Source organism: Bacillus badius NBRC 15713, assembly GCF_001591605.1.
Lineage (GTDB): Bacteria > Bacillota > Bacilli > Bacillales > Domibacillaceae > Pseudobacillus > Pseudobacillus badius.
In genome coordinates this window covers 112,139-127,055 of record NZ_BCVF01000008.1, presented here as the reverse complement: position 1 = coordinate 127,055, position 14,917 = coordinate 112,139, and the positions used below count along the sequence as shown (strand labels likewise).

The following is a 14,917-nucleotide window of genomic DNA, read 5'->3' as shown; positions in this document are numbered from 1 at the left end:
TTTTATAATATATCACCTTTATTTCTATTGGTCAACACATTTAAGGATTTTTTTATAAATTATTTAGTATATGCTATTCCAGCAATAAAGATTCACAAAAAACAGGCACCTGAACATGCAGCACATATTGTAAGCGGTTCTGAAAAATTAGCCGTCATCCTTCAGAGCCGCTATGAAAGGGTCAAAGAATGGATTCGATGTAAAGATCCCTTCTCTTTTCAAGATCCACAATCGTTTCGTCCTTCTGCAGCTGCAAGAGCGGTCTGGTCGGATGCTGCTGTTTAACAAAAAGAATCGTCGCCTTCTGCCCGTCTGATAACTGAACAACCGTCCCAGAAGGAAGTTTGGTGAATACGTTCGTTAATGCTTTAACAGCTTCTAAATCAAACTGCCCGAAAAAATCCTGCCTGAACATTTCGAGCACCTTAAATAAGAGGTGTCTTCTTCTGTATGGACGATCCGTCGTCATGGCATGAAAAGCATCAGCTAATGCAACAATCCGGGAAATCGGCAGGAGCTGGTCTGCTTTGACACCCTTGGCATATCCTGAACCATCAAGCCTTTCATGGTGTTGGAATATGGCTAATTTTGTCTCCGGCTTTAAAAGATTTATATCCTTTACCATCTTATAGCTGAAGAAAGGGTGGTTATTGACTTCTTTTCTTTCTGCAGATGTGAGGGAGCTTTCTTTTAATAAAATGCGCGGGTTCACTCTCGCCATGCCGCAATCCGCCAATACACCAGAGAGAGCTGATTGAACGACCGTTCCCTTCTCGCAATTTAATTGCATAGCAATCATGCCGCTTATTAAACCGGTGGCAATGGAATGATGAGAAATATAGTCGCTCGGATCTGAATAGTTAGATATTTCCAAAAACACTTCCGGCTGGCCTATTGCCTGGTCAAGCAGCGGTACAATCATTTCACGAACTTTAACAATATCTATGCTGCCCCCGGCCTGCCATTTTTGAAACTCTTTCTTATGGTTCTCCACGCTTTGCAGGTACTGCTGAAAAAAGTCTGCAGGCTCACTTGAAGACACAACTGCCTGCTTCACTGGTTTTTCCTTCAATTCTTTTTCCTTTGGCTTCTTTTCCGCCGAAGCTCCTCCGGCCACCTCTACTCCGCCGACTAAAAAAGCTTTAAGCATGTGAATATGCAAGCTGGTTAACTCTGTGTCCTTGGCCATAAGGGGCATCTGTGTTTTTCCAAACACATCTTCAAGCAGTATGTCCCCCTCTTTCAAATCCTCTATCTGTACATACATCCTTCTTTTCCCCCAGGTTTTTTTACTTACATTCTAGCAAATAATGGGTGGATTAGAAATAAGAAAAAGCCGACAAAGTCGGCTTTTTCTGTTTTATTCATGGGCTTCTATAACTTCTTCCTCAGAAGCGGAATCATCTAACTCTTCTTCCTCTTCTTTTGCGATCTTCGTTACAGTAGCCACCGTTTCTTCATCATGGAGACGGATCAATTTAACTCCTTGCGTATTTCTGCCGGTGATAGAGATGTCATTTACATCCATTCTAATAAGAACGCCGCCAACAGTAATCAGCATAAGATCCTCTTCCCCGCTCACTGTTTTAATAGCGACGAGCGGACCATTTTTGCTTGTTATATTGCACGTTTTCAATCCTTTTCCGCCTCTTGTCTGAATGCGGTAATCTTGTTCAGGCGTACGTTTACCATAGCCGTTTTCGGTTACGATCAGCACGTAATCATTTTCATGAAGCAGCTCCATGCCGACAACACAGTCACCAGGAGACAACCGGATGCCTTTGACACCAGTCGATACCCGTCCCATCTGCCGGACATTTCCCTCTTCAAAACGGATCATCATGCCATCGCGTGTTCCAATGACGATATGCTTGTGCCCGTCAGTCAGCCGTACAGAGATTAATTCATCATCCTCTTTTAAATTAAGAGCGCGCAACCCGTTTGTCCGGATATTAGCAAAGTCCTTCAGCTGTGTACGTTTGACAATTCCCGATTTTGTCGCAAAGAACAAGAAGGCATCCGCATCAAATTGCTCGACACGAATCATGGCATTAACCCATTCGCCTTTTTCCACTTCTAATAAGTTGATTAACGGGATGCCTTTGGCCGTCCGGCTGAATTCAGGGATTTGATAGCCTTTCAGACGATATACCTTCCCTTTATTCGTGAAAAAGAGAATCGTATCATGGGTAGATGTTGTCAGCAAATGCTCAACGAAGTCATCTTCGTTTGTCCCCATGCCTTGCACACCGCGCCCTCCCCGTTTTTGACTGCGGTAAGTGGAGGCAGGCAAGCGCTTCACATAACCATTATGTGTTAACGTCAGAACGATTTGCTCGCGAGGAATCAAATCTTCATCCATGATATCTTCCACGCCGGCATCCATAATTTCCGTACGGCGGGCATCATTGAATTTCTCTTTGATTTCCAGCAGCTCTTCACGAATAATTTCGAGGATTTTTTCATCATCAGCCAAAATAGCTTTTAGTTCAGCAATGAGTTGAACTAAATTTTGATACTCATCCTCGATTTTTTCTCGCTCCAAACCGGTCAGGCGCTGCAGGCGCATATCAAGGATAGCTTGTGCTTGCTTCTCTGATAAGGAAAATTGCTCCATGAGCCCTTGTTTCGCAATTTCGGTTGTTTGGGAGCTGCGAATTAAGCTGATAATTTCATCAATGTGATCAAGCGCAATTCTTAACCCTTCTAAAATATGCGCTCTCGCCTGTGCCTTTCTCAATTCAAATTCTGTCCGGCGGCGAATAATCACCCGCTGATGCTCTAAATAGTAATGCAGACATTCTTTAATGCTTAACACCCGCGGCTGGCCGTCTACAAGCGCCAGTAAATTAATTCCGAAGCTTGTTTGCATCGCCGTATGCTTGTACAAATTGTTCAGAAGCACGCTTGCATTGGCATCACGGCGGATTTCCATAACGATCCGCATTCCGTTGCGGTCTGATTCATCCCGCAAATCAGTGATGCCGTCAATGCGTTTGTCACGTACCAGCTCTGCAATTTTTTCAATGAGGCGCGCTTTATTTACCTGGTAGGGCAATTCATTCACGATAATGGTTTCTTTGCCGTTCGCGCGCTGTTCGATATCCACTTTCGCTCTGATGGTTAAAGAGCCTTTCCCGGTTTCATAGGCGCGGCGAATCCCGCTTCTTCCCATGATCATGCCGCCGGTCGGAAAATCAGGACCTGGAATATACTCCATGATTTCAAGTATGGACATTTCCTCATTTTTGCTGAAGGCAATCAATCCATCAATCACTTCGCCAAGCTGGTGAGGAGGGATATTGGTCGCCATGCCGACCGCAATGCCTGACGTACCGTTTACAAGCAAGTTAGGGAAACGGGACGGAAGCACCGCCGGCTCTCTTTCTGAACCATCATAGTTATCCTTGTAATCAATCGTATCTTTCGTAATATCACGCAACAGTTCCATGGATATTTTGGACATGCGCGCTTCTGTATAACGCATAGCCGCAGCCGCATCCCCGTCGATTGAACCGAAGTTTCCATGGCCGTCTACAAGCATATAACGGTAATTGAAATCCTGCGCCATCCGCACCATCGTTTCATAGACAGCTGAATCACCGTGCGGGTGATATTTACCAATGACTTCACCGACGATACGGGCAGATTTTTTATAAGCTTTATCAGAAGTCATGCCTAAGTCATTCATCGCGTAAAGAATCCGGCGGTGAACTGGCTTTAAGCCATCTCTGACGTCCGGGAGCGCACGGGCAACGATTACGCTCATTGCATAATCCAGAAACGATGAGCGCATTTCCTGGCTAATGTTAATTTCTGTTACTCTTGATTGAGGCGTTTCAGCCATGTAAAAGAACCTCCTTTAACGAACTTTTAGATGTATGAACATGAAGAACAGACATATGGACGGTTGCAGAAAAAGACAGACAGGATAGACAAAGATCTATCCTGCTCGTTCCTTTTGCAAACCGCTCGTGTTCAACTTATATATCTAAGTTTTTAACATAAAGGGCATTTTCTTCAATGAATTGCCGGCGCGGTTCTACGCGGTCGCCCATTAGTATTTCAAACGTTTCATCTGCTTCAATCGCATCTTCCAGGCTGACCTGGAGCAGCGTTCTCGTATCCGGGTTCATTGTTGTATCCCACAGCTGCTCTGCATTCATCTCTCCAAGACCTTTATAGCGCTGCAAGCCCGGCTTGGAGTTTTCAGGAAGGGTTGCAAGCACTTCATCCAGCTGACGATCATTGTACACGTACTCAACCCGTTTTCCATGCGTCACTTTATAAAGCGGCGGCTGAGCGATATACACATATCCTGCTTCAATCAGCTGGCGCATATAGCGGAAGAGGAATGTAAGCAGCAAGGTCCGGATATGTGCTCCGTCTACATCGGCATCAGTCATGATGACAAGCTTATGGTAGCGGGCTTTCGAAATATCAAACTCATCGCCAATCCCTGTGCCAAGGGCGGTAATGATCATGCGGATCTCGTTGTTTGACAAGATTTTATCCAGACGGGCTTTTTCCACGTTAATAATTTTTCCGCGAAGCGGGAGAATCGCTTGGAAGTGGCGGTCGCGTCCTTGCTTGGCTGATCCGCCGGCTGAATCTCCCTCCACCACATACAGCTCACTGATTTCCGGGTCACGGGATGAACAATCGGCCAGCTTTCCTGGAAGGCTAGATACTTCCAAGGCGCTCTTTCTGCGTGTCAATTCCCGTGCTTTCTTTGCTGCCATCCGGGCGCGGGCCGCCATCAAGCCTTTTTCAACGATCTTGCGGGCAACCGCCGGATTTTCCAGCAAAAAGGTTTCAAAATGAGAAGAGAAAACGGCATCTGTTACAGTACGGGCTTCAGAGTTTCCAAGCTTTGTCTTCGTCTGCCCTTCAAACTGGGGATCAGGGTGCTTGATTGAAATAATGGCTGTTAGCCCTTCACGCACATCTTCACCCGATAAATTCGTCTCTGCTTCTTTTACTAAACCGTTTTTGCGTGCATAATCGTTAATCACGCGCGTTAAGGCTGTTTTAAATCCGGATTCATGGGTTCCGCCTTCATACGTATTGATGTTATTGGCAAAAGAATACACATTGCTGGCAAATCCTTCATTGTACTGCAAAGCGATTTCGGCAGCGATGCCGTCCTTTGTGCCTTCTACATAGATCGGTTCGCTGTGAACCACTTCTTTTGTCCGGTTTAAATGCTCAACGTAAGACTTGATGCCGCCCTCGTAATAGTATTCATTCGTCTTTCCTTCTTCCCGGCGGTCTTCAATAATAATTCGAATGCCGCGGTTGAGGAAGGCAAGCTCACGCAAGCGGTTCGCCAGCGTATCATATTCATAGACAGTCGTTTCTGTAAAAATCTCCGCATCCGGTTTAAAGTGGATAGTCGTGCCTGTATAGTCTGTGTCGCCGACCACTTTCAGTTCTTCCTGCGGCACCCCGCGTTTGTAAGACTGATAATAAATCTGGTTGTCACGATGAACGAACACTTCAAGCTTTTCTGACAGCGCATTGACAACGGAGGCCCCTACGCCGTGAAGGCCGCCTGACACTTTATAGCCGCCTCCCCCGAATTTTCCCCCTGCATGAAGAACGGTCAAGATGACTTCCACCGCCGGCCGGCCTGTTTGCTCCTGAATGCCGACTGGAATTCCGCGGCCGTTATCTTTCACGGTAATGCTGTTGTCTTCCTCAATAATTACGCGGATTTTATCGCAGTATCCTGCCAGTGCTTCGTCAATGCTATTATCAACAATTTCCCAGACGAGATGGTGAAGACCTTTTCCACTCGTTGAACCAATATACATTCCCGGCCGCTTACGAACGGCTTCCAGTCCCTCCAGCACTTGGATCTGATTCTCATCATAAGAAGGCTGGTTCGCTGTATTAGGTTGTTCCATAGTCAAATCCGTTCACCTGCTCTTTCTTTGAAAAGCCGGCTGATATGCTGTTACCGCCAGACTTTTGAAAATAATTTTCATATATTCGTTTTTCCATGTATAAGATAAAGAGAATAAAGGCTTGTTTCCCGGTTATAATAACAGTCAAGCTTTGTCTATTTCATTTGCGAGATCGTTCCGCTTTCCACTTTGAACGTAGAAGCTTCCTTCAGCGTTTGATGGTTAATTCCTTCTATGCTCGTCGTCGTGACAAATGTTTGTACCCTTCCCTGTATCGTATTTAACAAATGGGATTGGCGATAATCATCCAGTTCCGACAACACATCATCAAGTAAAAGAATGGGATATTCCTTGATTTCGGAATGAATCAATTCGATTTCCGCCAGCTTGACAGATAAAGCGGTTGTCCGCTGCTGGCCTTGAGAGCCGAATGTTTGTACATTTTTTCCATTGACTTGAAAGACGAGATCATCACGGTGCGGGCCGAACAAAGTGACACCCCGCTCAATTTCTTTTCTTTGCTGGGTGTGAAACTTCTCTTCGAACATATGAATCATTTTAGACGGATCGTCTTCCTCTGATACATTAATAGACGGATCATATAAAATGTTTAATGTTTCGCCTCCACGTGAAATGCCTGAATGGATTGCCTGGGCCCAGTTCTGCAGCAGCTGGATAAAATCAAATCTTTTTCTGACAATCTTTACAGCCAGCTGAATGAGCTGATCTGTAAAAACATCCAGCATCGTGACATCACTCACTTTTTTGCTTTGCAGCTGCTTTAAATAGCGGTTGCGCTGCTGCAGCACTTTATAATACTGGCTGATGTCGTGAAGATAAACAGGAGAGACTTGGCCAATCTCCATGTCGATGAACCGCCTTCTTACCTGCGGGTTGCCCTTTACAAGGTGAAGATCCTCCGGGGCAAACATCACAACATTCATATTGCCGATATATTGGCTTAAACGCTGCTGCTCCAAGTGATTGCATTTTGCTTTCTTGCCCTTCTTCGAAATGATTAATTCCATTGGGACGGAGCCTTGAGCTTTTTGGACTCTTCCTTTTATTTTAGCATACTCCGTTTCCCAGCGAATTAAATCTTTATCGTTGGAGGTTCGGTGAGACTTTGCCATAGCCAGCACAAAGATTGATTCAATGACATTTGTTTTCCCCTGAGCATTTTCCCCAAGGAACACATTCACCTTGTTTTCCAATTCAATATTTAACGAGGCATAATTCCGGTAATTTTCCAAAGACAATTCGGTTATGTGCATATACAAAACATCCTTTTGTGTTATAAACCAACAATTTCAAAACTGCCAGTCCCTGGAATTTCCACCCGGTCACCTGCACGCAGTTTTCTTCCTCTCCGCTGGTCAAGTTCTCCATTGACATACACTTCATGCTCACTCAGGAACCATTTGGCCATTCCTCCTGTTTGGATGATATCGGCAAGCTTTAAAAATTGGCCTAAAGGAATATATTCCGTTTCAATCGTTACTTTTTTCTCCATTTATCTTCACTGCTTTCGAATGAATTCTCTAATACTTTATTTTACTAAATTTTTAACTTTAACACAAAGAAGAAACAAGAGAAAGAAGGCTGCCCATTTCATGAAACAGCCTTTTCCTTCTCAGTTTTCCATATTATTCACTTTATGCAGGCAATTAATACGTTCTCACCGGCAAAATAAGCTGCAAAATCGAATCATCATTTTCAGGGCGAATAACGAACGGACGCATCGCTCCAGTAAATTGAATATTAATTTCTGTTCCTTCGAGCACCTTTAGAGCATCCATCATATATTTAGCACTAAAAGAGATTTTGATTTCTTCCCCTTCAATTTCACGGCTTCGCACTTGTTCCGTAACTTTTCCAATTTCCGGAGAATTAGAAGAAATCTCGATGAGGTTCTCGTCAATCATTGACAGCTTCACGACGTTGTTGCGTCCTTCTCTTGCCAGCAAGGAAGCCCTGTCGATCGCTTGTAAAAACTCTTTCGTGTTAAGCTCCAATTTTGTTTTGCTATCTGTAGGAATCAAGCGGCTCGTATCCGGATAATTTCCTTCTAGCAAACGGGAGTAAAAGAGCAAATGTTTAGCCCGGAACAGCACTTGATTGTCTGTAATGACAATTTCGACCGGTTCTTGCGAATCGTCCAGAATTTTGCTGAGCTCATTTAAGCTCTTGCCTGGAATGACCACGTTGTATTCAGCATTGAAGTCCGTTTCTACTGCCGCTTTTCTCCAGGCAAGACGGTGGCTGTCCGTTGCAATGCAAACGAGCTGGCCCTCTTCTATCTTCCAGTTGACACCTGTCAAGATCGGTCGTGTTTCTGAGGCGGACACTGCAAATACCGTCTGTCTGATTAAAGCTTTTAACAAATCTGTCGGCAGCTTAAAGACTTCCCCTTCTTCAATTTGAGGAAGATGAGGATATTCATCCGGATCCAGCCCGTTCAAGCTGAATTCTGCCTGGCCGGAGCGAATCACTGTTTGGAAAGAAGAGATCACTTCGATTTCAGCTTTTTCAGAAGGCAATTTCTTCACAATTTCGTTAAAAAAGCGGGCATTAAGCACAATCGAGCCTGTTTGTTGAATGTCGACGAGCACCTTGCCTTCTTCTTCTTGCGGAATAAACGATTCAATGGAAATATCAGAATCGCTTCCTGTCAGTTTAATTCCTTCTTCTGTCGCATCAATCTTAATCCCGGTTAGAATCGGGATCGTTGTTCTGGAGCTGATGGCTTTTAATACGTCTTGCACACTTTGAGCAAAGCGGTCCTTTTGAATTGAAAACTTCATTTTCTTCCCCTTCCATTATTCAAGAATAATTTTTATAGCTGCTGCATATAATAATAATTTTATATTTAAAAAAATAGTAGTAATAGTAATAGGGCTTGTGAATATGTGGATAACCAGAAAAATAAAAGTAAGAACAGTCTATCCACATGTGGACAGACTGTTTGTAACCTATGAAAAGTTATGCACACTATTAAGAATGTAAAATGCTTTGTATTTCTTTTACTTTTGATTGCAGCTGATTATCTGTATCCAGCAGCTTTGAAATTTTTTCATGCGCGTGGATCACGGTCGTGTGGTCCCTTCCGCCAAATTCTTCTCCGATTTTCGGAAGCGAAAAGTCAGTCAGCTCACGCGATAAATACATGGCGATTTGCCTTGGGAAAGCGATGGATTTTGTTCGTTTTTTCGCTTTAAAATCCTCCAGCTTAACGTTGTACTGTTCACCGACAACCCGTTGGATATCCTGAATGGTAATGACCTTCGGCTTCGAGCTTGGGATAATGTCCTTCAGCGCCTCCGCTGCCAGATCCGCATTAATATCTTTATTGATCAGCGAAGAATACGCGACGACCCGAATCAGGGCGCCTTCTAGTTCCCGGATATTCGTATCGATTTGATTCGCAATGTAGAGCATGACCTCATTAGGAATATCGAGGTTGTCGGCCTTTGCTTTTTTGCGCAAAATAGCGATTCTTGTTTCTAAATCCGGCGGCGTGATATCCGTGATCAGTCCCCATTCAAAACGGGAACGCAGACGGTCTTCCAGCGTTGGAATTTCCTTTGGAGGACGGTCGCTGGAAATAATAATTTGCTTGCTTTCTTCATGAAGCGTGTTGAATGTGTGGAAAAATTCTTCCTGAGTCGATTCTTTTCCCGCCAGAAATTGAATATCATCTATTAGCAGGATGTCGACGTTGCGGTAGCGGTTCCGAAATTCGACGGCTTTGTTATCCCTGATCGAGTTAATAAACTCATTAGTGAATTTTTCTGACGATAAATAAACAACTTTGGCATTTGGATTATGCTCAAGTACATAATGGCCAATCGCATGCATTAAGTGGGTTTTGCCCAGACCCACTCCCCCATAGATAAAGAGCGGGTTATAGGCTTTTGCCGGAGCTTCCGCAACGGCTAGCGAAGCGGCGTGGGCAAAACGGTTGCCGGAGCCGATAACGAACGTGTCGAATGTGTACTTCGGATTCAGCATGCTTTGCGGAAAATCGTGCATTTCCTCTTTTTTCTTTGGTTTGTTAGGCATCGGCATGTCATATTCTTGGGACGCTTGATTTTCGGGAATAATAAATTTAACCGACAATTGTTCGCCGGTAATTTCGCCGAGCACTCCCGAAATCAGCTGGGAATAGTGTCCTTCAAGCCAGTCTCTTGCAAAGTCGTTTGGAGCGGCAATCGTAATAGAATCGCCGTGCAGCGAATGCGCTTTTGTAGACTTCAGCCATGTATCAAAGCTGGGCTTGCTGATTTTTTTCTCTATGTTTTCCAGCGCTTTGTTCCAGAGATCATCGATATTTTCCATAAGGCCCCCTCCTCCTAAAGATTTCTTTGTTATATAACAGTGGTTTGTTCGGATTTATATTTATGCAATTGTTTGAGTGCGGTTAAATAATGTAAAATAAAAGAAAAATAGTTTTTCGACATCATTAACAACTTGTGGACATTTTTATACAAAGTGGTTGAATAACTTATCAACACTTTATTCACACTTGTGGATAAGTTGAGTGCTGGAAATACTTATTCAGAGTGAAAACAAAGTAATGATAGCAGAAAAAGTGCTTTCATGCAATGCTCTATAAAATTTATCCACAACACTGACATCCTGTGCAGAAAAACTTTTCCACAGGGGGCGTATTTGTGTAAAAGTTGTCAGTAACCACTGTGAATAAGAGAAAAAGCTGTCGAAATTTATCCACAGGCATTTGAGAGTAATGGGGAAGAAAGGCGGATAAGCTCATTCTTTCTCGAGATCCCTGTACATAGGGAAGAAAATTGGAGAAAATGCATGAAACAGCATCTGTCTTCCAGGCGAAGATGGATTTTTTTGCTTTTTGTTTAGGTATTGACAGGAAAAGAGATCATCTTTATAATCAAAAAGACTGTCTTTAACGTTAAATTTTCCATTCCTCAGGGAGGTGTTTAATAATGAAAAGAACTTATCAACCAAATAAGCGTAAAAGAAGCAAAGTTCATGGGTTCCGTAGCCGTATGAGCTCTAAAAACGGACGTCGCGTGCTAGCTCGCCGCCGTGCTAAAGGAAGAAAAGTATTATCTGCATAAACCACTGAAAAATCTCAGTGGTCTTTTTTTTAGATAGGCGATGCTGAAGTGCCGCTTTGATTGCAGGCTCATTTGAATGAAACGAACAGAAAATGAAGCGCTAAATGAATGCTCCTGGTCTTTTCTTTTCGTTTCATTCACTTTTGGCGTTTGCTGAAAGCGTGCCCAAAAGCTATTTGCTGCACGAATGGGTCGTACAGAAGGAAAATCAGCGTCATTGTTGCAAAGCCCTTCAAAACTGGCGAAGAAAAGGTGATTGACTAATGAGAAAAACATTCCGCATAAAAAAAGACAGTGAGTTCCAATCCGTTTTCAAAAGCGGAAAGTCTTTTGCCAATCGTCAATTCGTGGTGTATATGTATCAAAATGAATTAAATGTCCCTTTTCGGATCGGGTTGTCTGTCAGCAAAAAGATTGGCAATGCGGTTACACGCAACCGGATTAAGCGTCATGTCCGGCAAAGCTTTACAGAGCTAAAAGAGGACATTGTGCCAGGCCATGATTTTATTGTGATTGCCCGCAAGCCGGCAGCGGATATGAACGGCAGCGAAATAAAGAAAAGCCTCATTCACGTGCTGAAGCGGGCAAGAGCATTCAACAAAAGAATATCCAGACAAGATTAGAACACATATTAAAGAAGCTTCTTTGCATAAGCCGATCAAACAATGAAAGATGCATGATTGATCAATAGAGCTTTGGAAAAGAGCCGCCGCAAAGGATTGACAAGGGGGAATAAGAGTTTGAATAGGAAGATGATCACTCTCATCCTTTTAGCAGTGACTACGATGCTGCTTGCCGGCTGTACAGAGGTCAATCAAGAGATTACGCCGGAAAGTAAAGGATTTTGGAATGAATTTGTCGTATATCCGCTTTCAGTGGTGATCATGAAGACAGCCGAGGCAGTAGGCAGCTACGGCTGGGCGATTATAATTGTTACTATCATCATTCGGCTGATTATTCTGCCGTTAATGATCAAACAAACGAAAAACACGAAAGCAATGCAGCTTGTACAGCCGGAAATGCAAAAGATTAAGGAAAAGTACAAGTCAAAAGATGCGGTGACGCAGCAAAAAATGCAGCAGGAAACAATGGCGCTTCTTCAAAAGCATGGGGTCAACCCGCTCGCGGGCTGTTTTCCGCTGATTGTGCAAATGCCGATCATTTTTGGGTTTTATCAAGCGATTATGCGAACAGAAGCGATCAAACAAGATACATTCTTATGGTTTGATCTCGGTTCGCCGGACCCGTTTTTCATTCTTCCGCTAGTAGCGGGAGTAACTACTTTCGTACAGCAGAAAATCATGATGGCTGGAGCGATGAGCCAAAACCCGCAAATGGCCATGATGCTTTGGCTCATGCCGATTATGATTATCGTCTTTGCCGTAAACTTGCCGGCTGCTTTATCTTTATATTGGGTAGTAGGGAATGTTTTCATGATTGTGCAAACGTTGATCATTAACCGTCCAGAGACGGGCAAGACCACTTCAGTTAATGACTAGGAGGGGCATGGATGAAAGAGGTTACAGTTGTCGGCCAAACTGTTGAAGAAGCTCTTCAATCCGCTTTAAAGCAGCTTCAGGCAACAGAAGAACAAGTAGAAATTGACATTTTGGATGAAGGAAAAAAAGGAATTCTCGGTCTGTTCGGCCGGCGTCCGGCTTCGCTGAAAGTCCGGATGAAGGCAGATCCGATCAGAGAGGCAAAATCCTATATTTTGTCTATTGCCGCCCATTTAGGTGTACATCCGGATATCCAGGTGAAAAGGCAAGGAAAGAAAGTCTTCTTTTCGCTTTCCGGCGAAAAAATTGCTTTATTAATTGGCAAAAGAGGACAAACATTAAACGCTTTGCAGCAGCTCACCCAGCTTGTCATTAACCGCCATTCAAACGATTTCATTCAGTTTCAACTAGATGCCGGAGATTATCGCAAAAAAAGAGAAGAAACACTGACTGCTTTAGCAAAGCGGATGGCTGAAAAAGTGGAAACAGCAGGAAAAACTATCCGTTTGGAGCCTTTGCCTGCTGCGGAAAGAAAGATCATCCACGCTGCCTTGGCTGGAAATCGCCGCATTGATACATTTTCAGAAGGCACAGAACCGAAACGCTATGTAGTCATCGCCCCTAAAAGCAAATAAAGGCCTTCCCGGAACATTCTTTTCTTTTACTAGAAAAAGAAGAACCGGGAAGCCTTTTTTATTGCCGCGGCTAATGATTAGACTGTGGATAAGTTTTTTGCTTTAGTCAGTCGGACTAAGGATGGGTCTTTTTAGAGGCAAAAAAGCGTGATTTTCTTTTTAATATAACTTTTAAATAAATTAGTTTGTTACTTTATTTCCCAAAAAATGAACAGGTGAAGTTATTGTTATCCACACGTGAATAAGTTAAAATAGATAAGGTTAAAAAGAAGGCTGTGGACAATCCAGCCTTCTTTTTAAATCATCTTGTTTATGTTACCCTAATGGTTTGAGAACGAAGGCGATTCTTTTTTATAGATATCATTTTACAGAGAAGGAAGAGGTGAGAATGATGGACCTCGATACAATTGCAGCGATCTCCACTCCAATGGGGGAAGGGGCCATTGCGATCGTGCGCTTGAGCGGTGAAGAAGCGGTTACGATTGCGGATCGTGTGTTTCAAAGCCCATCGAAAAAGTTATTAATGGAAGCGGCGAGCCATACGATTCATTACGGTCATTTGGTTGATCCTAAAACGGGACAAGTAGTGGAAGAAGTAATGCTTTCACTGATGAAGGGGCCGAAAACCTTTACTCGGGAAGATGTAGTGGAGATTAACTGCCATGGCGGTCTAGTTTCCGTTAATCGTGTATTGCAGCTCGTGCTGAACGAGGGAGCCCGGCTTGCTGAGCCTGGCGAATTTACGAAACGGGCTTTTTTAAACGGGCGAATTGATTTGTCGCAAGCAGAGGCTGTGATGGATTTGATCCGGGCAAAAACAGACAAGGCGATGAATGTCGCGCTCAATCAAATGGAGGGCCGGCTCTCGCGGCTGATCCGCAAGCTGCGCCAGGAGATTCTTGAAACACTTGCCCATATAGAAGTAAATATTGACTATCCTGAATATGACGATGTCGAGGAAATGACCCATCGCGTGCTGTTAGAGAAAGCAGCCGTGGTCCGACAAGAAATTGACAAGCTGCTGCAAACATCCCAGCAGGGCAAAATTTTGCGTGAAGGCTTATCGACAGTAATTATCGGACGCCCGAATGTCGGCAAATCCTCTTTGCTCAATGCCCTTGTACAGGAAAACAAAGCAATCGTCACAGATATTCCAGGCACGACGCGTGATGTCATTGAAGAGTATGTGAACGTGCGGGGCGTGCCGCTCCGTCTTGTTGACACGGCCGGAATCCGCGAAACCGAGGATATTGTTGAACGCATTGGCGTAGAGCGGTCCCGCCAAGTGTTAAAAGAAGCTGATTTGATCTTGCTCGTATTAAATTATTCGGATGAATTAACAAGCGAAGATGAAAAGCTATTCGAAGCAACCGCAGGCATGGATGTGATCGTAATTGTTAATAAAACAGACTTGCCGCCAAAAATTAATATGGAGCGGGTGAAAGAGCTGGCAGAAGGAAAGCAGCTGATAACGACTTCTTTGCTCCAGGAAAAAGGAATTGATGAGCTGGAGGAAGCGATTGCTTCTTTATTTTTCTCAGGGTCGATCGAGGCGGGAGACATGACCTATGTGTCTAATTCACGCCATATTGCTCTGCTGCACCAGGCGCTGACAGCCATTACGGATGCGATTGAAAATACGCAGTCAGGCACGCCGATTGATATCGTTCAAATTGATTTAACAAGGACATGGGAGCTATTGGGCGAGATTATTGGAGAAAGCGTCCATGATAGCTTAATTGATCAGTTATTCTCACAATTTTGTCTTGGAAAATAAT

General features: G+C 43.8%; 12 protein-coding genes. 5 read left to right on the top strand and 7 right to left on the bottom strand.

Annotated elements, in window-relative coordinates:
- Positions 1–181: 181 nt before the first annotated feature.
- The 7 genes from BBA02S_RS06495 to dnaA form a co-directional block, all read right to left on the bottom strand.
- Positions 182–1,267, bottom strand: coding sequence for an HD-GYP domain-containing protein (locus tag BBA02S_RS06495; RefSeq protein WP_041095695.1), 1,086 nt, complete (start codon positions 1,265–1,267; stop codon positions 182–184).
- 93 nt (positions 1,268–1,360) lie between these two features.
- On the bottom strand, positions 1,361–3,847 hold the full coding sequence (gene gyrA, locus BBA02S_RS06490) for a DNA gyrase subunit A (RefSeq protein ID WP_041095694.1): 2,487 nt from the start codon (positions 3,845–3,847) through the stop codon (positions 1,361–1,363).
- A gap of 136 nt (positions 3,848–3,983) precedes the next feature.
- Positions 3,984–5,909: a DNA topoisomerase (ATP-hydrolyzing) subunit B gene (gene gyrB, locus BBA02S_RS06485; RefSeq protein ID WP_041095693.1), complete on the bottom strand. Its 1,926-nt coding sequence runs from the start codon at positions 5,907–5,909 to the stop codon at positions 3,984–3,986.
- Between the two features lie 155 nt (positions 5,910–6,064).
- Complete coding sequence (gene recF, locus BBA02S_RS06480) at positions 6,065–7,183, bottom strand: DNA replication/repair protein RecF (RefSeq protein ID WP_041095691.1); 1,119 nt, start codon at positions 7,181–7,183, stop codon at positions 6,065–6,067.
- 20 nt (positions 7,184–7,203) lie between these two features.
- Positions 7,204–7,422, bottom strand: a complete 219-nt coding sequence (yaaA, locus tag BBA02S_RS06475) for a S4 domain-containing protein YaaA (RefSeq protein WP_041095689.1) — start codon at positions 7,420–7,422, stop codon at positions 7,204–7,206.
- A 154-nt stretch (positions 7,423–7,576) separates the two neighbouring features.
- Positions 7,577–8,713, bottom strand: coding sequence for a DNA polymerase III subunit beta (gene dnaN, locus BBA02S_RS06470; protein ID WP_041095687.1), 1,137 nt, complete (start codon positions 8,711–8,713; stop codon positions 7,577–7,579).
- A gap of 190 nt (positions 8,714–8,903) precedes the next feature.
- Complete coding sequence (dnaA, locus tag BBA02S_RS06465) at positions 8,904–10,247, bottom strand: chromosomal replication initiator protein DnaA (protein WP_041095685.1); 1,344 nt, start codon at positions 10,245–10,247, stop codon at positions 8,904–8,906.
- A gap of 623 nt (positions 10,248–10,870) precedes the next feature.
- Here dnaA and rpmH point away from each other — a divergent pair.
- From rpmH to mnmE, 5 genes are all read left to right on the top strand, one after another.
- The gene (gene rpmH, locus BBA02S_RS20210; protein ID WP_049665949.1) at positions 10,871–11,005 is read left to right on the top strand and encodes a 50S ribosomal protein L34; all 135 of its coding nucleotides are present in this window, start codon (positions 10,871–10,873) and stop codon (positions 11,003–11,005) included.
- Between the two features lie 263 nt (positions 11,006–11,268).
- Positions 11,269–11,628 carry a ribonuclease P protein component gene (gene rnpA / locus BBA02S_RS06460; protein ID WP_041095683.1) on the top strand — a complete coding sequence of 120 codons (360 nt, stop codon included), beginning with the start codon at positions 11,269–11,271 and terminating at the stop codon, positions 11,626–11,628.
- A gap of 129 nt (positions 11,629–11,757) precedes the next feature.
- Positions 11,758–12,504: a YidC family membrane integrase SpoIIIJ gene (gene spoIIIJ / locus BBA02S_RS06455; RefSeq protein ID WP_087903761.1), complete on the top strand. Its 747-nt coding sequence runs from the start codon at positions 11,758–11,760 to the stop codon at positions 12,502–12,504.
- Positions 12,505–12,515: 11 nt separating this feature from the next.
- Positions 12,516–13,139 (top strand): RNA-binding cell elongation regulator Jag/EloR, encoded by a 624-nt coding sequence (jag, locus tag BBA02S_RS06450; protein WP_041095679.1) that lies wholly within the window; start codon positions 12,516–12,518, stop codon positions 13,137–13,139.
- A 391-nt stretch (positions 13,140–13,530) separates the two neighbouring features.
- Complete coding sequence (gene mnmE / locus BBA02S_RS06445) at positions 13,531–14,916, top strand: tRNA uridine-5-carboxymethylaminomethyl(34) synthesis GTPase MnmE (RefSeq protein ID WP_041113840.1); 1,386 nt, start codon at positions 13,531–13,533, stop codon at positions 14,914–14,916.
- The last annotated feature ends 1 nt before the right edge of the window (position 14,917 follow it).

Excerpts from the sequence above, each read along its gene's own strand:
- BBA02S_RS06495 (WP_041095695.1), bottom strand. The coding sequence starts at position 1,267 with ATGTATGTACAGATAGAGGATTTGAAAGAGGGGGACATACTGCTTGAA.
- gyrA (WP_041095694.1), bottom strand. The coding sequence starts at position 3,847 with ATGGCTGAAACGCCTCAATCAAGAGTAACAGAAATTAACATTAGCCAG.
- gyrB (WP_041095693.1), bottom strand. The coding sequence starts at position 5,909 with ATGGAACAACCTAATACAGCGAACCAGCCTTCTTATGATGAGAATCAG.
- recF (WP_041095691.1), bottom strand. The coding sequence starts at position 7,183 with ATGCACATAACCGAATTGTCTTTGGAAAATTACCGGAATTATGCCTCG.
- yaaA (WP_041095689.1), bottom strand. The coding sequence starts at position 7,422 with ATGGAGAAAAAAGTAACGATTGAAACGGAATATATTCCTTTAGGCCAA.
- dnaN (WP_041095687.1), bottom strand. The coding sequence starts at position 8,713 with ATGAAGTTTTCAATTCAAAAGGACCGCTTTGCTCAAAGTGTGCAAGAC.
- dnaA (WP_041095685.1), bottom strand. The coding sequence starts at position 10,247 with ATGGAAAATATCGATGATCTCTGGAACAAAGCGCTGGAAAACATAGAG.
- rpmH (WP_049665949.1), top strand. The coding sequence starts at position 10,871 with ATGAAAAGAACTTATCAACCAAATAAGCGTAAAAGAAGCAAAGTTCAT.
- rnpA (WP_041095683.1), top strand. The coding sequence starts at position 11,269 with ATGAGAAAAACATTCCGCATAAAAAAAGACAGTGAGTTCCAATCCGTT.
- spoIIIJ (WP_087903761.1), top strand. The coding sequence starts at position 11,758 with ATGATCACTCTCATCCTTTTAGCAGTGACTACGATGCTGCTTGCCGGC.
- jag (WP_041095679.1), top strand. The coding sequence starts at position 12,516 with ATGAAAGAGGTTACAGTTGTCGGCCAAACTGTTGAAGAAGCTCTTCAA.
- mnmE (WP_041113840.1), top strand. The coding sequence starts at position 13,531 with ATGGACCTCGATACAATTGCAGCGATCTCCACTCCAATGGGGGAAGGG.